Origin of the sequence: Vibrio aestuarianus, assembly GCF_028858425.1 — a bacterium.
GTDB classification, from domain to species: Bacteria; Pseudomonadota; Gammaproteobacteria; order Enterobacterales; family Vibrionaceae; genus Vibrio; species Vibrio aestuarianus.
In genome coordinates this window covers 602,527-624,520 of the sequence record NZ_JAKNYQ010000002.1, presented here as the reverse complement: position 1 = coordinate 624,520, position 21,994 = coordinate 602,527, and the positions used below count along the sequence as shown (strand labels likewise).

19 protein-coding genes are annotated in these 21,994 nt (G+C 41.3%); 7 read left to right on the top strand and 12 right to left on the bottom strand.

Annotated elements, in window-relative coordinates; genetic code table 11:
• Positions 1–129 precede the first annotated feature (129 nt).
• The 4 genes from pntB to MCT08_RS16345 form a co-directional block, all read right to left on the bottom strand.
• Positions 130–1,506: a Re/Si-specific NAD(P)(+) transhydrogenase subunit beta gene (gene pntB, locus MCT08_RS16360; RefSeq protein ID WP_053312095.1), complete on the bottom strand. Its 1,377-nt coding sequence runs from the start codon at positions 1,504–1,506 to the stop codon at positions 130–132.
• 11 nt (positions 1,507–1,517) lie between these two features.
• Positions 1,518–3,071: a Re/Si-specific NAD(P)(+) transhydrogenase subunit alpha gene (locus MCT08_RS16355; protein WP_274678886.1), complete on the bottom strand. Its 1,554-nt coding sequence runs from the start codon at positions 3,069–3,071 to the stop codon at positions 1,518–1,520.
• Between the two features lie 407 nt (positions 3,072–3,478).
• Positions 3,479–3,760 (bottom strand): HlyU family transcriptional regulator, encoded by a 282-nt coding sequence (locus tag MCT08_RS16350; protein WP_053312093.1) that lies wholly within the window; start codon positions 3,758–3,760, stop codon positions 3,479–3,481.
• Between the two features lie 10 nt (positions 3,761–3,770).
• Positions 3,771–4,139: a late competence development ComFB family protein gene (locus tag MCT08_RS16345; protein WP_053312092.1), complete on the bottom strand. Its 369-nt coding sequence runs from the start codon at positions 4,137–4,139 to the stop codon at positions 3,771–3,773.
• 243 nt (positions 4,140–4,382) lie between these two features.
• On the opposite strand from MCT08_RS16345, the gene MCT08_RS16340 reads away from it, so the two are divergent.
• Both MCT08_RS16340 and cspE read left to right on the top strand, forming a co-directional pair.
• Positions 4,383–5,618: a GGDEF domain-containing protein gene (locus MCT08_RS16340; RefSeq protein ID WP_053312091.1), complete on the top strand. Its 1,236-nt coding sequence runs from the start codon at positions 4,383–4,385 to the stop codon at positions 5,616–5,618.
• A 185-nt stretch (positions 5,619–5,803) separates the two neighbouring features.
• Positions 5,804–6,016: a transcription antiterminator/RNA stability regulator CspE gene (gene cspE / locus MCT08_RS16335; protein WP_053312090.1), complete on the top strand. Its 213-nt coding sequence runs from the start codon at positions 5,804–5,806 to the stop codon at positions 6,014–6,016.
• A 199-nt stretch (positions 6,017–6,215) separates the two neighbouring features.
• On the opposite strand, the gene MCT08_RS16330 is transcribed toward cspE, so the two are convergent.
• Entirely contained in the window at positions 6,216–7,142 is a 927-nt protein-coding gene (locus MCT08_RS16330) for a GGDEF domain-containing protein (RefSeq protein WP_274678884.1), read from the bottom strand.
• A 184-nt stretch (positions 7,143–7,326) separates the two neighbouring features.
• On the bottom strand, positions 7,327–7,485 hold the full coding sequence (locus tag MCT08_RS16325) for a hypothetical protein (protein WP_168524677.1): 159 nt from the start codon (positions 7,483–7,485) through the stop codon (positions 7,327–7,329).
• A 24-nt stretch (positions 7,486–7,509) separates the two neighbouring features.
• Between MCT08_RS16325 and MCT08_RS16320 the strand changes: the two genes are divergently transcribed.
• The 3 genes from MCT08_RS16320 to MCT08_RS16310 all read left to right on the top strand — a co-directional run bounded on the left by MCT08_RS16320 (position 7,510) and on the right by MCT08_RS16310 (position 12,020).
• Entirely contained in the window at positions 7,510–8,778 is a 1,269-nt protein-coding gene (locus tag MCT08_RS16320) for an O-acetylhomoserine aminocarboxypropyltransferase/cysteine synthase family protein (protein WP_053312133.1), read from the top strand.
• Between the two features lie 159 nt (positions 8,779–8,937).
• Positions 8,938–10,941 (top strand): peptidase U32 family protein, encoded by a 2,004-nt coding sequence (locus tag MCT08_RS16315; protein WP_274678883.1) that lies wholly within the window; start codon positions 8,938–8,940, stop codon positions 10,939–10,941.
• Positions 10,942–11,183: 242 nt separating this feature from the next.
• Positions 11,184–12,020: a beta-1,6-N-acetylglucosaminyltransferase gene (locus MCT08_RS16310; protein WP_168524680.1), complete on the top strand. Its 837-nt coding sequence runs from the start codon at positions 11,184–11,186 to the stop codon at positions 12,018–12,020.
• Between the two features lie 49 nt (positions 12,021–12,069).
• Here MCT08_RS16310 and MCT08_RS16305 read toward each other — a convergent pair whose 3' ends face one another.
• The 3 genes from MCT08_RS16305 to MCT08_RS16295 all read right to left on the bottom strand — a co-directional run bounded on the left by MCT08_RS16305 (position 12,070) and on the right by MCT08_RS16295 (position 14,023).
• Complete coding sequence (locus MCT08_RS16305; RefSeq protein ID WP_274678882.1) at positions 12,070–12,516, bottom strand: substrate binding domain-containing protein; 447 nt, start codon at positions 12,514–12,516, stop codon at positions 12,070–12,072.
• 126 nt (positions 12,517–12,642) lie between these two features.
• Entirely contained in the window at positions 12,643–13,290 is a 648-nt protein-coding gene (locus MCT08_RS16300; RefSeq protein WP_053312080.1) for an isochorismatase family protein, read from the bottom strand.
• 19 nt (positions 13,291–13,309) lie between these two features.
• On the bottom strand, positions 13,310–14,023 hold the full coding sequence (locus MCT08_RS16295; protein ID WP_274678881.1) for an NUDIX domain-containing protein: 714 nt from the start codon (positions 14,021–14,023) through the stop codon (positions 13,310–13,312).
• Between the two features lie 278 nt (positions 14,024–14,301).
• On the opposite strand from MCT08_RS16295, the gene pncB reads away from it, so the two are divergent.
• A complete protein-coding gene (gene pncB, locus MCT08_RS16290) occupies positions 14,302–15,555 on the top strand; it encodes a nicotinate phosphoribosyltransferase (RefSeq protein WP_274678880.1) in 1,254 nt (417 codons plus the stop codon).
• A gap of 280 nt (positions 15,556–15,835) precedes the next feature.
• Here pncB and MCT08_RS16285 read toward each other — a convergent pair whose 3' ends face one another.
• The 3 genes from MCT08_RS16285 to MCT08_RS16275 form a co-directional block, all read right to left on the bottom strand.
• A complete protein-coding gene (locus MCT08_RS16285) occupies positions 15,836–17,002 on the bottom strand; it encodes a glycoside hydrolase family 5 protein (protein WP_274672699.1) in 1,167 nt (388 codons plus the stop codon).
• Between the two features lie 214 nt (positions 17,003–17,216).
• On the bottom strand, positions 17,217–18,458 hold the full coding sequence (locus MCT08_RS16280; RefSeq protein ID WP_274678879.1) for a putative glycoside hydrolase: 1,242 nt from the start codon (positions 18,456–18,458) through the stop codon (positions 17,217–17,219).
• Between the two features lie 47 nt (positions 18,459–18,505).
• Positions 18,506–19,117 (bottom strand): family 16 glycosylhydrolase, encoded by a 612-nt coding sequence (locus MCT08_RS16275; RefSeq protein WP_274678878.1) that lies wholly within the window; start codon positions 19,115–19,117, stop codon positions 18,506–18,508.
• A 539-nt stretch (positions 19,118–19,656) separates the two neighbouring features.
• On the opposite strand from MCT08_RS16275, the gene MCT08_RS16270 reads away from it, so the two are divergent.
• Positions 19,657–21,981 carry a glycoside hydrolase family 9 protein gene (locus tag MCT08_RS16270; protein WP_274678877.1) on the top strand — a complete coding sequence of 775 codons (2,325 nt, stop codon included), beginning with the start codon at positions 19,657–19,659 and terminating at the stop codon, positions 21,979–21,981.
• Positions 21,982–21,994 lie beyond the last annotated feature (13 nt).

Here is a 21,994-nt window from a genome sequence, read left to right as displayed (position 1 = left end):
GGTTGAATGGTAAAATTGTAGATCATTATCTGCTAGCAATACATTAGATATGTTATATCAATGTCAGTAATGATAATGGTTAAACAAAAGAAGCCAGCAATATGCTGGCTTCTTTTGCATCGTTAAAGATTACAACGCTTTAGATATCGCGTCTACGCTCTCTTTAGCATCACCAAAGAGCATGTGCGTATTCTCTTTAAAGAATAGTGGGTTTTGCACACCAGCGTAACCAGTGTTCATTGAACGTTTAAAGACAATGACGTTTTGTGCATTCCATACTTCTAATACTGGCATACCTGCGATAGGACTGTTTGGATCTTCTAACGCTGCTGGGTTAACTGTATCGTTTGCACCGATCACCAGTACCGTGTCGGTTTCGGCAAAGTCATCATTAATTTCATCCATTTCAAGAACGATATCATAAGGCACTTTTGCTTCAGCGAGTAACACGTTCATGTGGCCAGGTAAACGACCCGCGACTGGGTGAATACCAAAACGAACTTTAATACCTTGAGCGCGAAGTTTTTCAGTAATTTCATGAACTGGATATTGTGCTTGAGCAACCGCCATGCCATACCCTGGAGTGATAATAACTGACTTAGAGTTTTTGAGCATTTCAGCAACGTCTTCCGCACTCGCTTCACGGTGTTCGCCGTATTCCACGTCAGCACTTACCACGACATCTTGGCCAAAACCACCGGCAATAACGCTAATAAATGAGCGGTTCATTGCTTTACACATAATGTAAGAAAGAATGGCACCAGACGAGCCAACCAACGCACCTGTTACGATCAATAGATCATTCGCTAGCATAAAGCCTGCTGCTGCTGCTGCCCAACCAGAGTATGAGTTCAACATAGAAACCACAACTGGCATATCTGCACCACCAATCGATGCAACTAAATGGTAACCAAAGGCAAAAGCAATCAAGGTCATCAGCAATAGTGCAAACATACTGCCGTCTTGCTTAACAAAGTAGACCATTAGCAACGCCGAAATAACGATGGCAGCTAAATTCAACTTATGTTTATGAGGTAAATTAAGTGAAGATGATGAAATGATTCCACGAAGTTTACCAAACGCAACAATTGAACCTGTAAAGGTTACTGCACCGATAAATACCCCGAGGAAGACTTCAACCAAGTGGATAACATGCTCAGCGTGATCAAGCACTACTGGCGCATCGATGTAGCTGTTGTAACCAACCAGTACTGCGGCCATACCGACAAAGCTATGTAATATGGCTACTAGCTCAGGCATTTCGGTCATTTCTACTTTCTTAGCGAAATGAATACCAATACCGCCACCAATAACCATAGCAAGTATCACCCAAGCGAAACCTTCCGCTCCAGGGCTGAAGATAGTCGCAATCAGCGCGATCGCCATACCAGTAATACCATAGTAGTTACCAGCTCTTGCTGATTCCTGCTTGGATAAACCAGCTAAACTCATGATGAAAAATATAGCAGCAATAATATATGCGGCTTGTACTAATCCTGCAGACATATATTACTCCCTTAGTCTTTACGGAACATTTCAAGCATACGTTTGGTTACTGTAAAGCCACCAAAAATGTTAATGCTTGCAATTAGAACAGCGATAAATGACAAGAAAGTAACAACGCCACTGCCCTGACCTATCTGTAACAATGCACCGACCACAATAATGCCTGAAATGGCATTGGTTACTGACATTAATGGCGTATGCAGAGAGTGAGTTACGTTCCATACCACGTAATAACCAACAACACAGGCTAAAACGAAAACAGTAAAATGGCTTAGAAACGCAGCAGGCGCCACTGAAGCTATCCACGCAAACGCCCCAACCCCAGCCGCAAGCGCTACGACTTTCTTAAGTGGTGATGTTGGTTCTTCTTTTTTCGGTTCTGGTTTAACTGTAGCAGCTGGTTTTGCTTGAGGTTGTGCAGAAACTTGAATAGGTGGCGCTGGCCAAGTGATTTCACCCTCTTTCACCACCGTAACACCACGGAGTACAACATCGTCAAAATCAATGTTAATGGTGCCATCTTTTTCTTTGCATAGTAGCTTGAGCAAGTTGACCAAGTTAGTTGAATAGAGCTGAGAAGACTGGGTTGGTAAGCGACCGACCATATCGGTATAACCAACAACTTTCACACCATTTGCCGTAGTAATCACTTGATCTGCAACGGTGTATTCGCAGTTACCACCATTGGCTGCCGCAAGGTCAACAATAACACTACCTGCTTTCATGCTATCAACCATTTCTTTGGTGATTAACTTAGGAGCTGGGCGACCAGGGATTAATGCGGTAGTAATGATGATGTCAACGTCTTTAGCTTGTGCTGCGTAAAGTTCTGCCGCTTTCTTATTGAACTCGTCAGACATTTCTTTCGCGTAGCCATCACCTGAACCAGAAGTTTCTTGGAAATCGACTTCCAAAAATTCAGCACCCATTGACTGCACTTGCTCTTTCACTTCTGGACGAACATCGAATGAACGGACAATAGCGCCAAGACTACCAGCAGCCCCAATAGCAGCTAAACCAGCAACACCGGCACCCGCTACCAATACTTTTGCAGGTGGTACCTTACCAGCTGCCGTAATTTGACCTGTAAAGAAACGGCCAAACTCATGTGCAGCCTCTACCACTGCTCGGTAACCAGCAATGTTTGCCATTGATGATAGTGCGTCTAATGCCTGAGCCCTAGAGATACGTGGCACTGAGTCCATCGCAAGCACATTGATCTTCTTGCTGGATAATTGCTCCATCAATTCAGGGTGTTGCGCAGGCCAGATAAAACTGATCAAACTGGTCCCTTCTTTGAGTAATGCAATTTCATCAATGCCTTTTGCAGCATCAACAATAGGGGCATTTACTTTGAGAATAAGATCCGAATTCCAAACATCTTGTGCTGATACAATGCTTGCTCCTGCCGCTTCAAAAGCAGCGTCATCGAAACTGGCTAAAGCACCAGCTTGTGTTTCGATGAAGACATCAAACCCTAACTTTATTAACTGCGCTACCGAACTCGGCGAAGCAGCAACTCGCGTTTCACCCGCAAGTGTTTCTTTTGGTACACCAATTTGCATAGTTATTCCTTGACTATTGGCACAATGATTATTCTGTTTTTATCTAACCGCTCGCTTAACTGCAAGCTTTTTGTAATAAATAAACAAAGTGTTATTACATATAACTGTGAGAAACCACTGATTGTCGTAGTTAAGCTACCAAAAAACAATGGTACTTCAACAAAGCAGAGGTCAAACCACCTGTTACAAATTTCTATGAAAACAGTAAATTAGCCATGCTTCTCATATATAAAGAGCCATAAGAATATCGACTTATGGCTCTAATGATTATGATTTTTATCAAATTGCGTACTGTTGAACGGAGATTTATACCCAAACTACTTGGAGTTGCAGGTAGGTGGCAAGTGATTGGGGTGAGCGAACGTAGCCAACACCGCTGCAACTTCAAATAGGAAGGGTATAACCCGTTAAGAAAAGATTTTGTCACCCATTTGATCAATAAACATTTGTGATTTTTTCAACATTAGCTCATCAGCATCATTGCGGTTAGAAAGTACATCTGAACGAATAAATCGGTGGCTATGCAATTCCCCGCCGATTTCTTTCTCAATTCTACCAGCTACACGATACTGTCCAGACTCTGCAATGGCCGCTTGATAAATTAAAAAACCTTTATATTCGATTGGCTCTGCCGCTGTTTCAACGGCTTGTTTTTTGGAACTACCAAATAAACGCGATAAAAAACCCACATCTACTCCTCTATCGTTTGTTCGATTCAATAAGTGGCTTCTCGAACCATTCTAATTCAATATCGTCATCAAATCTCAATTGACCTACAATAACGGGAATGTCATCTTCACGATGTTGGCGTCGGTCATTGATGATCAAGCTTTGCGCAGATTCAACAGCAATACGGGCATTATCCTTAAGGGTGACTAACCTTTCTTCAGGCAGTGCGGATAAAAAATCAATATCGTGTCTTATATAAACTGGTCGTAATTGACCTAAGGCCAAGCATGCTAAGTCTGCTAATTGCTCATTGCTAAAATGTTCAATATAAAAGTCTTCCGCAAGCACTCTCCCTACTAGCGTTTCCATGTAGTTATGAACATCGACACTTATCTGCATCGTTACGCCCCTTAAATTTTTTTACTGGTTAAGTTTTGCCTTAATTGTTGTAGTACCAATAACTTAGTCTACGATGACTCTTTTATCCAACAGATCGTATATTTCAGCGTGTAAAGTTTGCTCAGACACTCGCTTTTATCACCTAAGTTTAGCAAAAAGCTTGGCAATTCATTAAATAAAAGTATGCTACTCACTTTATTACCAGTTCTTATTCTGCCTTATAAGCTAGCATCGTATTATTAAATGTCATCGAGTTTAGTGTCATCTCATTGGTTTCGTTTTGGTTTCCCAATCGTTTTATTGACGATGGTCTCTTTAGGAATGGAAAATGTCATCCTTGTCACCCAAGCGAATAGCGGTTTTGCCGAAAACTTACCATACATATTATTTGCGGTAGCGATAGCATTAGGGCATATATTTAAGCAAGGACGTTTAGCCATGGTTTCCATGGCGATGCTAGTGGGTTACGCAATCATACAGTGGCGTTTACAGATGCCATTATCTTCAGGAACCACGTTTCTTGAGCTATCACTGCTCAGTATTTTACTGCCGATATCATGCTTTATTCCACACGCGCTTGGCAGTAATGCGACCGTTTTAAGTAAAACATTCGGGCTATATATCGTAATATTGGCACTGTTTATCCTTTGGGTCAGTATCATCTTGCTTTACGTGAGTGATGGTGGATTTAAAAATTTCAGCGATGCCTTTCTTGTTGCGATACCACAAGTATCGAAGTTACCAATCCTATTGGTTTTATATCTTGCCGCTTTAATTGGAATTTCAGCAATTTTGGTGCTGACACGAAACCGTATTCTGGATGTAAGTATATACGCCAGTATTCTGCTTTGCGCGGTTACCTTCATCTTTTTTGACATCAACTATATATCAAGCACTTTATTTTCGCTGGCCGGTATCTTATTGATTTTATACCTTATTTCAGCCGGACATCAGATGGCGTTCATTGATCGCTTAACCAATATTCCAGGTCGGCATGCTTTGGATCTTGATTTGAAATATTTGGGACGTAAATACGCAATTGCGATGCTTGATGTTGATCACTTCAAACAGTTTAACGACCGTTATGGGCATGATACTGGTGATGATGTTTTAAAATTGGTTGCCAGTCGTCTATTGCTTGTACAGGGTAAAGCTCGTGTATACCGTTACGGTGGTGAAGAATTCACGGTCATCTTTAAAGGCAAAGATAGCCAACAAGCCTACGAATACTTAGAAGCGTTACGTCATGACATCGAACAATATCAAATGTCGATACGCGATACGGATGCCAGACCGAAAGATGATAAAACCGGTTTAAAAAGACGGGCGAAGAAAACCTCATCAAATATAGTCTCGATTACCATCAGTATTGGTGTGGCTGATAATCAGTCAGCGAACAAGCCAGAAGAAGTTATCAAAATGGCAGACAAAGTGCTCTATAAAGCGAAAAAAAATGGTCGTAATCGAACTGAAATGTAACAGTGTCACTTTTCAATAAACAATATCTCCAACATTCCATTTACCAAGCAAACACATAAAATGTGATATACAACCATGCGAGCATCACATTCACAGAAACTTCATTAGCTTGTCTATGACACTTTCGCTAATTTATTTACGTTGCAATTGGTTAGCAACCTTCAAACTAAAGCAAGAGTAAGATTATGAGTGATAAAGTAAACGGAACGGTAAAGTGGTTCAATCAAGATAAAGGATTTGGTTTCATTACACCGGAGGATGGAGGCAAGGATGTATTCGTACATTTTTCCGCTATTGTTGGTGAAGGTCACCGCAACCTAACTGACGGTCAACGTGTAAGCTTTACAGTTACCGTTGGTCAAAAAGGACCACAAGCGGAAAACGTCAGTCCCGTTTAAGTTTCTAATATAAAGATAAGGGATCTAAGCATCTGCACTTAGATCCTTTTTAGTTTTAAGTATGTGCCTTAAACTTCCAACCGCTATTATTACTCCTTAACCGTGATATGTTGACGCGTATAACGATTTTTCTATAGTATCGACGATTACCCTACTCCCCGTATAAAACCATCGGCAATAGCTCAACACACCTATGCGGTCAACGAACACACATTTGGTTTTTACCTAGCGATTTCGCTTTGTACAGCAAATTATCAGCTTCATTAATCATTTCCAACAATGTTTGGCCGGTATAACAACTGACCCCACCACTGATGGTGATCGTTACTTTACCGCTGTACATTGGCAAAGGGTGGTTTTCTATAACACTACGGTAGTGCTCAGCGATTGCTGCCATATTATCGACGCAATGACTTGCATCGGACAACTTAACCAGTATGAGAAACTCTTCCCCGCCCCAGCGTATGATGATATCTGAATCGTGTTTGTGCGTTTGAAATGTGCTTGCTATATGACGTAGTGCCTCGTCACCGCTTAAATGACCGAAGGTGTCGTTTATTCGTTTGAAATGGTCAACGTCGATCATAATTATCGCAACTTGCTGATCTTCTTCGATTTGGGAGAGCAGTTTTTCCGCTACAGCGTAACCTTGGCAACGGTTATAAAGACCCGTTAATTCATCATAAGCTGCTTTATTAAGCAGCTTTTCTTCGAGTGCTTTTTGCTCGGTAATGTCAAATATCACCCCAATAAGCCCGGCAACATTCCCTTGTCCATCATTAAAGCTGGTCTTGTGAAATTTAACAAAAATATCGTTACCTTCAAAAGTGCGAATCTTTTTCTCATAAACTTGTATACCAGGGTGGTTGAACAATTCGATATCCGCTTTTTGGTAAACATCAGCCAAATCTTTATCAAAAAGCTCATAAACATTGCGCCCCACCAACTGCTGCCTTTCGATTTTAATAAATTCTTCAAAGGCGCGATTACACCCTAAATAGACGCCGTGAGTATCTTTGTAAAAGATGGGAACCGGCAAAACATCAATGGTTAGCTGCAATAGCTCATTCTCTCCTGAAAAGAAATGTAACAGGTTTGCTCCATCTATCGAAGAAATTAGCGGCATATATACAGTCCCTAATTGGATTTTGCTATGTATCTATTATAGGGATGGTTTTATCAGTTAGCCTAATGTTGATTTAAAATCTCCTAAACAGGTTTAAATATTTTACAAGCCGCTTTTCCTCTATTACTGAATAAATACAGTACTGAGATTTCACTTTGCTTGACAATAACTGCCGTTTCTTTTGTTATATGACAACAACTTGAAGTTGCGCTGTAGCTGTACGACAAGTAAGCTCACCATCATTATCACTGATAAAGCGTGTGATTGAGGTGAGCAACGTAGCCAGCACCGCAGCAGCTTCAAGTAGCAAAGGAATAACGACTTCTGGTGATAAAACATTCACTATTCAATGGCTCAAGGACGATACATGAAAGACGAAACACTCTCGATACATTTTGGTTATGAAACCGATCCAACCACTAAATCAGTTGCAACGCCAATCTACCAAACTGTTGCCTATGAGTTTGATAATGCACAGCATGGCGCTGATTTATTTAACCTTGCCGTCCCAGGTAATATTTACACGCGGATCATGAACCCAACCAACGATGTGTTGGAAAAACGTATGGCGGCCTTAGAAGGTGGTATTGCAGGCCTAGCCGTCAGTGCGGGTAGCGCAGCGATAAATTATGCCATTTTAACGTTGGCACAAGCTGGCGATAATATTGTATCGACTCCACAATTATATGGTGGCACGTATACCCTATTTGCTCACATGCTACCAAACCAAGGCATAGAAGTGCGTTTCGCCAAAGACGATCAACCAGAGAGTTTAGCTGCACTGATTGATGAAAATACTAAAGCCGTTTATTGCGAAAGCATCGGTAACCCTGCGGGTAATATCATTGATTTAGAGCGTGTTGCAGAACTTGCTCACGCGCAAGGAGTGCCAGTGATTGTTGATAACACCGTAGCAACTCCAGCCTTATGCAAGCCGATTTCATTTGGTGCAGACATCGTGGTGCACTCTTTAACCAAGTACGTCGGTGGGCATGGTACTACGCTCGGTGGCATGATTATCGATTCAGGTAAATTTCCTTGGGCGCAGCATAAAGATCGTTTTCCTGTGTTTAACCAACCCGAACCTTCTTACCACGGTGTGGTGTATACTGAGGCTTTTGGCGACGCTGCCTTTATAGGACGCGCACGTACTGTTCCTTTACGAAATACTGGCGCAACCTTGTCACCAATGAATGCTTTTATGTTGATGCAAGGGTTAGAAACCCTATCACTTCGCATGGAACGACACACAGAAAATGCACTGAAAGTAGCCCAATTTCTTGAGCAACATGACAAAGTTAGCTGGGTTAACTACGCCGCTCTTCCACAGTCAGAACACTATGCTCTTGCGCAAAAGTATATGAAAGGTAAGCCTTCGGCCATCCTCTCGTTTGGTTTAAAAGCGGGCTATGATGCTGGCGTGCGTTTTTATGATGCATTGCAGATATTTAAACGCCTGGTCAATATTGGCGATGCTAAATCTCTCGCCTGCCATCCCGCGTCAACCACACACAGACAACTTAATGAGCAAGAACAAAAACAAGCTGGTGTGTCACCAGAGATGATTCGACTTTCAGTGGGGATTGAGCATATTGATGACATTCTTGCCGATTTAGAGCAAGCACTTAACGCATAGCCTTATTCCCAGTAATAACGAGCCAGCCGATACGCTGGCTTTTTTATTGCTATCGCATCCCCTGTTCCGCTCTGCGTTTAGATTAAACATCGCAACTGGCTCGATAAATGTGACCATGATCTATATAATCCACAATCCAAATAGCAATATGTAGAGTAAATGAGCTTGGCTTTTCAAAAAGAACAATTTGAGTTATTGGCCCCAGGTGGCGACTTAGAATCCATTAAAGCGGCCATTGCAGCTGGTGCAGATGCTATCTACTGTGGATTAGAACGGTTTAACGCCCGAAATCGCGCGGCCAATATCACGTTGGATTTGCTTGAAGGCGTGCTCAAGCTTGCTCATCAACATCATTGCAAAATATTTTTGACTTTAAACATCGTTGTCTTAGAAAGTGAGATTCCTGCTGTCATACGTCTGCTTAAACAGTTGGTTGATACCAGTATTGATGGGGTGATCATTCAAGATCTTGGTCTGGCATACATTCTCAAACACCATTTTCCTAGCTTGGATATGCACGCTTCAACGCAGATGAATACGCATAACGAAGGGCAAATATTGCTTTTAGGAAAACTCGGTTCTAGCCGTGTCAATCTCTCTCGCGAACTTAACATTGATGAAATTACCCACTTAGCTCAGTTTGGGCGTAAACATGACGTGTTGATGGAAGTATTTGTTCATGGTTCGTATTGTATTGGTTTTTCTGGTCTGTGCTATTTCAGTTCAGAGCGCAATGGCGCATCCGGCAACCGTGGGCGTTGCAGCCAGCCATGCCGTGACCAATATCAAACTACCGAGGCTGGAAAAAACTATCCTCTCAATTTGAAAGACAATTCGGCGTATTCAGATATGGAAGCGCTAGCCAAAGCTGGCGTCTATTCTCTGAAAGTTGAAGGGCGAATCAAAAAATCTCATTACGTCTATACGGTAGTCGATAACTGGCGTAAACAAATCGATCACTTTTGTCAAACTGGTGATATTCATAATGATATGACCGAACTGTACAGTGTTTTTAACCGTGATTTTAGCAACGGCTATCTGCAAGGTGATATTCATCGTGATATGTATATCGATAACCCACGCGGCCATACTGTTACTCACTTCAGTAAGGTGTATCAATGCCGTACTGCTGATGACACCATGAAAGTGAAAAAGTCACTTTTTGATAAAACGACAGACCTCATCCGTAAGGTAGACAATATTACACAGGCGATGCCAATTGAAACTGGTCGTACACGCAGTTTGAAAGGTAGTGGTGAAGTCATTGATATTCCACTGCCGAAAGCTGAATCAAATGTAAGTGCTCAGCAACCGTCTGCATTATCGGTTTTAATTGCAGATACCGCCGATTTAGGTTTGCTAGATAGTCACCCAGACGCTAGCTTTTTCTATCAATTACCCGACGCATTGAATTATCAATTGGATGAAATGATCGCTCTATTTAAGTCTCATCCAGACTTGATTCCATTTTTCCCTGCGATTTTGATTGGTGAACACTATCAAGCCGCGCGTGAACTACTAACTCAAACCATGCCGAGCCTCGTTGTGACCAACAACCTTGGCGTTGCAGAACTTGCTCAGTCACTAGGGTTACATTGGGTAGCTGGCCCACAACTGAATATCACCAATTCATTTGCCCTTCAGTGTATTGATCAAGAGCTAAAAGGAGTTGGTGCTTTTATCTCTAATGAATTAAATGCGCTACAAATGAAACGTTTAGTTAAACCAAATGGGTTCAAGCTTTTTTACAGCATTTATCACCCCATCAACCTATTAACTAGCCGCCAATGTCTGTTTATTCAAAGCATAGGCTGCAAGAAACAGCGAATGAATAAAGGTTGCATGAAACGTTGCGAAAAGAACGCGTCAATCATCAACCTTCAAGATACGTCATATGTGATCAACAAACAAAAAAGTAGTCACAACAGCTTGTATAACGATGTGAACTTCCTGAACCTCGATATCCTCAATGATTTACCCGCTACCTTTACTGATGTGATGATTGATTTGAGAGATATCCCCACACAGACCAAAGTCAGCATTAGTAAATCTGAATTGATCATGCTGTTTAAACAAAGCTTGACTGGTGATGATAACGCAAAAGCGCAACTAGTCGCTTCAATGACCGCAACAACCAACAAGCAATATCACAAAGGTCTTTAGAACAATTTTGCTTCAGATAAAAGTGTGTGACTCGTAACTTGCCGCGAGCCACACACATACCATGGGTAATTCGTCTAACTAGTTTATTGCTCATTTAATCGTCATCACCCCATTGCATTATGGCTATCTACCCCAATATAAGGAGTGAGCAAGAACACGCCTTGACCTCAAAAATATCCTTTTCCTTACTGAGAGAACTGGAGCGTGGAAATACTATTCCCGATTTCTCAAGGAATACTGTCATGATTGCTTACCTTGTTTTAGTGCATCGATATCCAGAGCAATTTAAACGTCTATTTAGAGCTATATACCACCCTGAAAATCACTACTTGGTGCATGTTGATAAGAGTTCAGGTAAAGAAATATCGAATACTATTTCGACCTATTTAGAAGACTACCCTAACGCTGAAGTTCTAGAGCCTGAAAATGCATTGTGGGGTGGGTATAGTCTGGTCAATATTGAGCTTCGTGGCATGGCTAAACTACTCGAAACCAGTAAAAACTGGACTCACTTTATCAATCTAAGTGGCCAAGATTTTCCGTTAAAAACTCAAGCCTACATCCACAATTTTTTAGCAGAAAACCCGAGTAAAGAGTTCATACGGGCGCTCGATCAAAATGAAAACCGACCAGAAACAATGAATCGTATTCACAATATGTGTTTTGAATTCGGTGAACAACTTTATCGACCTAAACTATCTAGAAGATTCATGACTGGGATCACCCCATTCATTGGAACTCAGTGGATGATTGTATCTCGCAGATTTTGTGACTTTGTCTGTAACACCCGTGTTTCTGAACCTTATAAGGAGTTTTACAAGAACACGTTTATTGCTGATGAAGGTTTCTTCCAAACAGTGATGATGAATAACGATTGCCATGGTGAAGTTATTCAAGATGACTTGCGTATGATTGATTGGGTTCCTGATGGTGATATAAAACTTCGCCCAAGAACGTTCCATATCGGTGACGCATCTGAACTTATTTCTAGTACAAATCTCTTCGCTCGAAAATTTGATCTGCTACAAGATGAAGAAGTTATCGATAAAATCGAACTTCATTTAGCTAGCGCAATGTAAATTATCTTTGAAGTACCCCCAAATTTATAGAGGGTACTTCATCGTATTGTTATAGATTGGGCTCACTATTTTCTGGAAACCTCTCTAGAATATAATCGATCAGCGCCTTAGCCTGCCGTGACAAGGTTTTCTTCCGAGGATAAAGTAGCCAACCATGAACTTGTTCCGTTCGATAGTTCGGTAGTAACTTCACCAATTTACCATTTTCGACGTATTCTTGTGTATCATGATCAGCGATACAGCTAATTCCTTGATGATCGAGGCAAGATTCGGTCAGTAACCCCACATCATTAACAATTAAACGTCCTGAAACAGTCACTGATTCATTGTTAAAATTCAGTCGACGGTCTATTTTGCCATCAAATTTCCGAAATAAAATAAACTCATGCAGTTCAAGATCCATCGGTGTTTGAGGCCTACCGTACCGCTCTAAATATTGAGGTGAAGCATAAAGGCTAAGATCAACTGAAAGTAACTTTCGTGCAATAAGGTCCATACTTTCAAGCTGATCTTTGCAGCGGTTTGTGGATTCTTTGTACAAGGTAGAAACTTTGAAATGTAGTTTTCTACTTGATAATCCAATAACGTAGTAAAAATGGCCTACAACCACCGTTAAACAGACTTATTGTATAGCGTCCGAATTTTCGACCAATATCACACCTTTGTCGGCCAGTTCGCCAATAACCGTGATTGCATTTTCTGGAAAAACGGCTCGTGTCGAGGCGAGGTTTAGGATCACACGAAAACCGGCATCAAGAAGCTGCTCGACTGATTTCTTGACACAAAAATCCAAAGCTAACCCACCCACAATAACGGTATCTATCGCTTTTGCTCGCAGAAATTCAATCCCACCGGTAGACAACGTATCGGCTTGATCGTGATAAAACGCCCCGTATGGATGAGCGTCTGGGTCAATGCCTTTGTTAAGTTGAAAGTCGTACTCGCGAACAGCAGGCAAGCCAGGTAGCAGCTCAACTCCAAGCGTTCCTACCACACAATGCGGGTTCCACTTAATGTCTACTTCTGGCAATCCTACCGGTTGCAGCATCTTATCGGGTGATTGAGCTTCCCATGCCGCACCTGGTGGGTGCATATCACGAGATACCAACCTTACACTGGCTTTACTATGGTTGTGTTTCAGCTCATCAACAATCTCTAATGCCCCCGCAACAGGTAACTCATTAGGACATAGCTCACTAAAACCTTTCTGTGGATCAACATCAACCGAAGCTGTTTTGGCTTTATCAATCTTTATGGTTTGCATTTGCATGATTCACTCCTTGTTGGGTTTAGCGCAGACAGGTTTGAAAATAAGTCACACTTTTTTCACTAAGGCTATAAACCTGCGCCGGCTTACCGCCCTTCCCTTTATTGGTCGACGCCATTTTCTTCGCACTCACAATCACGCCAGTATCAATCAAGCGACGCTTGACCGTCATACGATTAACCTCGACACCGAACTTTGCATAGACAGTGATAATATCTGACACCAAAAACTCTTTTTCCAAAGCAAACAGCGCCACTGACGTATATTCAACCGCAGCTCTTAGTTTCTTCCATGCCAATTTAATGAGCTCAGCATGGTCAAAAGCCAGTTCAATTTCATCCTTTAGTACGCGCTCAAGGGTAAACCATCTTAATTGCTCTTGGCACAGTCCACTGTTTTCAATCTGCTCGACATTGGCATTATTAAGCAGCGCATAGTGCGCAATCGTCACACTCCAACCATCTGGGTCTCGCTTGGGGTTCCCCTCAACCATAGGCTCACTAATGTAGTGCGGATAGGTGTGAATTTTTTGCCGACATATACGTTTACGTGCTGCTTCAAAATCTTGGTCGGCTTGCTGCCCACCTTGCTCAGTAAGGTCTTGCTCAAATACGAATCCACCGGGAATAGACCACAGACCATGTTGCGGCCGATCAGGGTTATTGCGCTTAATCAATAACACCTCCAAGCCTTGTGTTCCAATTCGAAGACATATCATGTCAATGGTCACTATCATCGTCAGTTTCCTAAGTCCCTAATTGTTGGTTACATTACCACTGCCAAATTACAGGTCAACAGGAAAGTAACTAACCGTGACTAACCTTATTTATTTTGAGACGGCCACCTTTAAGCGTATGCCAATAAGATAAACCGATTAGATAGCATAGACTAAAAGGTAATAGGCGCAATCCAACCCAAAGTGCTAAATTATGGTTAATAACGTAATTTGACAAACCAAATGCAAATTACTAAAGTGCCAACCAGTAAGAGCCAGATAAAAGATAGGATGGCCGTATGAATGCCAAGCTTTTCAACCACAAAATCATTCAAAGCGCGCTTGATCTTGACGTTTATAAGATCAACATGATGTGCGCTGCTTATCGGCTCTATCCTGAAACTCAAGTACGTTATGAACTCATTGTTCGTTCAGATGAAAACCTAGCGGGTTTTAAACACCAAATAGAGCAAGAGATTAACAAACTCGCTGACTGTCATTTTAATCGTGATGAAATAGACTATTTACACTGCCAAGCGCCTCATCTCGACCAAGGTTTTCTGAGCCACTTAGCGAAATTCAGATTTGCTCCAAAACAACAAGTGACCGTATCCGTCGCTGATGAGCATGGTCAAAATCAGTTAAAAGTCTCCATACAAGGGATTTGGCATGAAACCATTTTGTATGAAACCTTGGTGATGAGTATTATCTCGGAAGTGCGTAACCGTGAGCTGTGGAGTGGTATTCCCTACGCGCAATTTCACAATGTTTTGCAAAATAAGGTCAACAAACTAAAAACTGAGTTAGCCCGACATGAGATTACTAATTTCCAGTTTTCTGAGATGGGTAGCCGCCGTCGCTTCAGTGCTCAGGTTCAGCACGATGTGGTTGACTATTTTCGTCAACATGCGCCAGAGCTGATGTCTGGTACTAGCAATTACCACCTTGCTAAAAAATTTCAACTGACCCCAATTGGTACTGTTGCGCACGAATGGTTTATGGCCCACCAGCGACTAGTCGACACGGCTCAATCCCAAGCAATCGCACTAGATAGATGGCACGAAACTTTTAAAGGCAAATTGGGCATTGCCCTTACCGATACAATTAGCATAGATGCGTTTTTAAACGACTTTACCGTGCAGCGCGCCAACGCTTACTCTGGGGTCCGTCACGATTCAGGATGCCCATTGATATGGGGCGATAAGATGATTGCTCACTATCAAGCTTTGGGTATTGATCCAATGTCGAAAATATTAATTTTCACAGATAGCCTCGACTTCGACAGAGCGCTAGAGATTTGTCAGTACTTCAACCAAAGAGCGAATATTAGTTTTGGAATTGGTACATTCTTAGCTAATGATATGGGCGATTGGCAGAGCAATAATAAGCGATACAAGCCATTATCGATGGTGATTAAAATGGCGCAATGCAATGGTAAAGCGGTCGCGAAAATCAGTGATGAACCAGAAAAAGCGATGTGTGAAGATCCGCTCTTTCTTAACCACTTAAAACAATGTTTTGGGCTGGACGTTGAGTTGGACAGAGCAAGCTAAGCCTGACTACACAATTTTTACCTTTTTAAACACATCCTCTTCATTTTAGCCCCTTACGATTGTATGGTATTTGTGCAACTTAAAGAGTGTAATCACTAGTTCCGAAGGAGTAGATATCTAGCATCTTCATCCTTCGGCCAACTACGTACAACTCACGGTAATAATGTGTGTTTCTTTAGCGAGATCATCATACTTCTTTCAACAGTTGTCTTACTTTTCTACGCATTTCCAGAGCATCTTACTTAGAATATGAGTATGGGTATATAAAGATGCAGATTGATCAATTGCTATCTGCGTTTTTAGGTATGAGCCCTTCAACCAACGCTCTTCGCCATTGCTCTGCGTATGGATCGTAAGCACCAAACCCAGAGCTGTATTCCCAATAATTCCAACTATACCCCCTCTTTTCCGCTTCTCTGGTAATAAATGCTGTCCAAGCGCGTTGATCTTCTGGCGCAGAGTATTGGCTGTAGACACCAAACTCACCAATATTAATTTCAAACCCATGACCAGGCTCAGCATTCCATTTATCTATAAGATCTAAGTAATCGATCAAAACTTTCTGCTGCGACTCAGTCGCCAACCAACGTGTACCAATCCATGTATCAGCCCCATCTACCCAAGATGCCCCCTGATGAGTGAATTGAAACGGTTCGTAGAAATGCACTGTGATAATTGTATTATCAGGATTAGATGATTTAGGCAGTTCCAAATAAGGTAGCTTAGATACTCCCCCCCAATCAGCAGGCCCTACCATAACTTTACGTTGGCCAAGCGCACTGTTTTGAGTAGCAGAATTCGCATACCAAACGATATTGGTGAGATCTGAAATTAAACTATTCCATTCTTTAATGCCAACGTCTTCATGAGGCTCATTAAGAAACTCAAAAATCAGTTGGTCTTGATTATATTGGCCAATAGGGAAGCGCTTAGATATTTGATCCCAAAACTTCAATAACCGTGAGCGCTGATAGTCAAAGTCTTTATCATCGTAAAATAGTTCGTCAAAATGGTGAGTATTGATAATTACTTTCAAGTCTTCTTGAATGGCTTGATCAACCACTTCCTGAACACGTGACAAGAAAGCATCGTCGATAATATTAGGATCATTAGTCAACGTGTGTGCACTCCAGCGAACAGGGATACGTACACTTGAAAATCCAGTTTGGTTGATATTTCTAAAATCACTTGCCTGAATAATCAGGTTATTGTTCCACTCCCCTTCATAAGTGGGCGACTCGAGATAATTCCCCATATTGATACCACGACCAAGCGCAGTAACGTTAAGCCCTTTGCTGTTATTCCAATGATACATATCTGTGTAATAACGATTGTCTAGGACAACAGATTGCTCACTTTTATCGTTATGATTGTTATCCGAGCCACACCCTATAACGGCAAAGAGACTTAAAATAGCCACACTCGTTATTTTTATTTCACGAATCATAAAATATTATTCCTTTAAAACCCAACAATCATGAAAAATTATTTCAATTGGAAAAAGTAAATAAGCTTTACTTATATATAGTTAGAAGCGAACAGAAGCTTGGCTGATAATGGTTTATTTTTAATTTCTTTACGCAACAAAGTCACCTCACTCATACATAGGAATGAGATGACAATATTCGTCTACCTTAACTCTATGTGAAATTACTTAATAACTATAATTTGGTACAAGGAGATGCAGGATCATAGCTGTCGCCTTTACCTTCAATTGATACATTGGCAAATGAAAATGCCAGATCCTTCATGCTGTCCCACGGCCCAGAGATATAAATAACTTTCTTGACTTGAGTTAAGCTACCTTGAGGAATAATCGATGCAACCGGAATTTGGCAGCGGTACCATTCATTGTCACTTGGTACGATTGCGCTATCCACAGTAAAGAACAGGCCGAAATCTTCAGTGACCCCATCCATTCTAACCTGAAGGCCATTGGTTTCTCCGTAGCTTTTGATTTTCAAGTCGAGACTAACAAGTTCATCGCTGTAAGCAGAGAAATCCATATTAGAATCGTCACCCCCGAGGAATACACCACCATTCTCTGATGATGAGACGTTTACGACTTGGTTTTCCTCTTGCACAACAAAACCGAAACTATTTAATGGGTAAGCAGACGAATAATCTTGAGCTTGGCCAATATCACCCGAATAATATAGTGCAACGTCTCCACTATTAAGAGCCGGAGCATTGTTCACACCAAGCTCCACATCATTATTACTGTCACTATCGCTATCACTGTTACTATCAGAAGTCGAAGTACAGCTATCAGCGTCCACAACGGTTTCTTGATCTGTAGTTAATCGATAAGTGACATCGGTAATTTCGAAGTCAAATGACTCTTTGACATCCAGATGGAAAGGCGTACCCACTTGTGTAAAATCGACCGCAGTAGCTCCATCGAAAGGTTTCAAACATTTCACTGGAACGCTAAGCGTTTCCCATTCTCCGCTTCCTGTTAACGGATTAACCAGCACTAGACTACTTCTGTTTGGCCACTCATTATCAATCGAAACCACCATAGATTCAGGTGTATCACTTTTCGCCCTAACTTTAAATTCTAGGTACCCAGTCTGATAAGTGCTTAGATCCGTTGCCACTTCGGACTTAAGCATGAATAAGTGACTCCCTGTACCTGTAACTTGGATATCTGCGGTATCGTTCTCACCGTTATTATTGATTAATACAGCACTGATACCTGCCAAACTAGCAGGGGTCACGCTGACCTCCGCAACCTTCCAACCATCATTCTCAGACTGGATCCACGGAGAAATGCCAGCAGTTGTACCTACGCCTAAGAATGTCGAAACATCAGATTTATTATCGTTATTATCAGAATAACACCCAGAAATAACCATCGCCATTAATGGCAAAAGAATAAATTTTTTACTTATTTTTTTCATGATAACTTTATACTCTCGTTAATTGTTATATATAAAACATCAGCAGATCACTCATAAGAATAAAATCTAACTGTTCGATATTTTGCATAAACGGGATTGCCATTGTAATAACTAGGTGGAAACTGGGGATTAGCACTTATCCAGTTATTAATAAATATTTGCATATAATCTGAGACTGTTTTATTGGCTCTTCGCACTTGAATCCACTGATTATGATATCGACTGAAAACTTCCCATGTCACACCATATTCATCGATTGTGAATGCATATTTTTCCATACTCCAAATAGACATCCCATATTGACCTAAGTCGATATCTACAGGAGATTGACGACCTTCTATCCATACATTCGTGTGTAATAAATTCGTTCCTCCCATCAGTTCAATATCAACTTCATAATGACTGTCAGTTCCAGATTCTCCCGCATAAGTAAAAAATGAACTAATGGTTCCGGGAACAGCTCCCGCTTGCATTTCTACTTCATAACGTCCACGACGAACGTATTGGTAAGTTCTAATTTCAGAGCAGCTCTTACTATAAGAGTCTGATTTAGCGTGCATAATCAATAGATTATCTTCCCGCCAAACATTTTGTGATTGCCATGTACAATCGAACTCGCTTCCACCATTTCTCCATCCATCTGAGACGAGCCAGTTCATTCCGCTCCAATCCAAAGCAAAACTGTAAGAAACACATAATGTATTGAGTAGCAATACATAGCTACAGCGTCGTAGAATTGTGTTCATTTTTAACCTCTTAACTAGGGCTATATGTACCTGTCGTATACATTTATAGGTTTCGAGAACAAAGTATGAACAGCAAAATATCTTTGTTTCCCCACTTCTTTTACGATTAGACTCTAGATGTATTTGTTAAAAATTGTCCATATCCACCTTTAAAAAATATGTTTTAATTAATTAGTAAAAATAAAAAAAAAGGAATCAATCACACTTCCATAGACATCATGAAATCGTTTCTTGAAATTAATATTTTATTTTTAAAAACAAAATAGGATGAAAAATAAAATAACAATCATCTTCACAAATTAAAAAGTATTACTTGCATTGTTAAGAAATATATCGTCTTATCGGAATGCCCTATTTCTAAAGCTTATATTTAAACTTCCACTTTTTGTGGGGGTAATGACTATTGTAAAAGAGATCTATCCATATCATCCTTTTAAATTCACGAGGTTAAAATGAATAAGAAACAGCTAAGTATCGTAGCTATTTTTAGTTGTGGTTTTATTGGACTTAGTGGCTGTGCTGTAGAGCCATCGACGTCCAGTAATTCCGGCGAATATAAAGAAGAACTCATTACCAATGGCAGTTTTTCGCAAAGTACCGACGGATGGTGGGCTGCAGGCGCAGAACTACAATCTACTGACGAAATGGGTTGCATTACCTTTACCCAGAAGGGTAAGAATCCATGGGATGTAATTCTTGGACAATCGGGACTGGCTTTAAAACAAGGCCAAAATTACCATCTACAATTTAGTGCGCTAGCAAAACAGTCAATAAACGTAAAAGCACTAGTCCAACATAATGGAGCGCCATACACCAACCATTTTGTTCAGGATATTTCTCTCAATCAGGATCTTAAACCATTTCAATTTTCATTTAAGCCAACTGGTGATGACGATAACGTTCAATTCCAGTTTCAAATGGGAACCGAATCACCAACAACCGTCTGTGTTAAAGATGTTTCTTTAACCGGCCCAAAATATGTTAAGGAGAGCGACCTAGCTCGGGTAAGAGTTAATCAAGTCGGCTACTTTATCCATGGGCCTAAACATGCCACGGTCATCACTAAAGAGACATCACCAATAAGTTGGAAGCTATTAGGTGATGACCAACGTGTTATTGCTGAGGGTGAAACGATTCCATTCGGCTTGAATAAAGCCTCTGGTGAGCATGTCCAGTTGATCGATTTTAGCAGTGTGCAAAATCCGGCAAAGAAAGCCACGTTAGAAGTCGACGGACATCAAAGCCATCCATTTGTTATTGATAATGCCATTTATCGAAAAATGAAGTACGACGCCCTTTCTTTCTTCTATCAACAACGAAGTGGCATTGATATTGTTCCTGAGTACGTTCAACGAGCCGACCTCGCTCGACCTGCAGGACATTTGCCTGAAGTTGTTACGTGTTTTAATAAAACCGATGCAAAAGGAAACCAATGGCCAGGCTGTGATCTTAATTTAGATGTCACTGGCGGCTGGTATGACGCAGGAGATCATGGCAAGTACGTGGTTAATGGCGGTATCTCGGCATGGACTCTCGCCAACTACTACGAAAGAGAAAAGCAGACAAACCGTACCAACGCATTTGCAGATGGAAAAGTAAAAATCCCGGAAAATAACAACAACTTCAATGATCTTCTTGATGAAAGTCGCTGGATGATGGACTTTATGATGGCAATGCAAGTGCCAGAAAACAGTAAAATCTGGGTTCCAGTGGGTGATCAATCCGAGAAATTAGATCAATTGAAACTCACGCCGATTAATGCCGATGGCATGGTTTTTCATAAAGTCGCTGATGACGCTTGGACGGGAATGCCTTTGCCTCCTCACAAAGATCCACGTGAGCGATTCTTAAGCTACCCGACAACAGCCGCTACGCTTAATTTAGCCGCTACTGCTGCGCAATGTGCAAGGATCTGGCAAGACCTCGATCCTAGCTATGCTAAGCGGTGCCTAATTTCTGCAGAAAAAGCCTGGAAAGCGGCTAATCAACACAAAAATGTATATGCATACGACAACTTTGTCGGCTCCGGTCCATATGATGATACTCAATTAGATGATGAGTTTTACTGGGCAGCTGCGGAACTGTTTGTCACGACAGGGAAAGAAGAATACAAAAAAGCGGTTCAATCTTCACCTTACTATTTAACGACTCCTAAAGGAGATATTTATGCAACTGGCGATCTGTACTGGCAAGGTGTGAGCGCAGCAGGAACCTTGTCTCTTGCTATCGTTCCTAATAAATTACCCGCTAGCGAAATAGAGAAAGCACGTGCGAATATTATCAAAACTGCGGACGCTTATTACCAGTCGATAGCAAAAGAAGGTTATCATATTCCTTACAACACCGAAGAGTACCCATGGGGTTCAAATTCAAACTTAATGAACCGCAGTATCTTCTTCGGTATTGCATATGATTTCACCAATAATCCGAAGTACGTAGAAGGCATTATTGATGCGATGGACTATGTCCTCGGTCGCAACGCGTTAGATCAGTCTTATGTTTCAGGCTATGGTAGTCGCCCGCTTCTGAATCCTCATCACCGTTTTTGGGCTCATGCCGCCGACAGTAAATCTCCAGTAGTCGCTCCTGGTGTCATGTCTGGAGGCCCGAACTCTATTAACTTCAGTGATCCTGTTGCAGCATCAATGAAAGGCAAGTGTATTGGACAAACTTGTTGGAAAGATGATATCGGGGCGTGGACACTCAATGAAATAACCATCAACTGGAATGCGCCATTTTTCTGGGCAACGAGTTTCTTAGATGAAACGGTCCAATAACTGAGTAGCATGA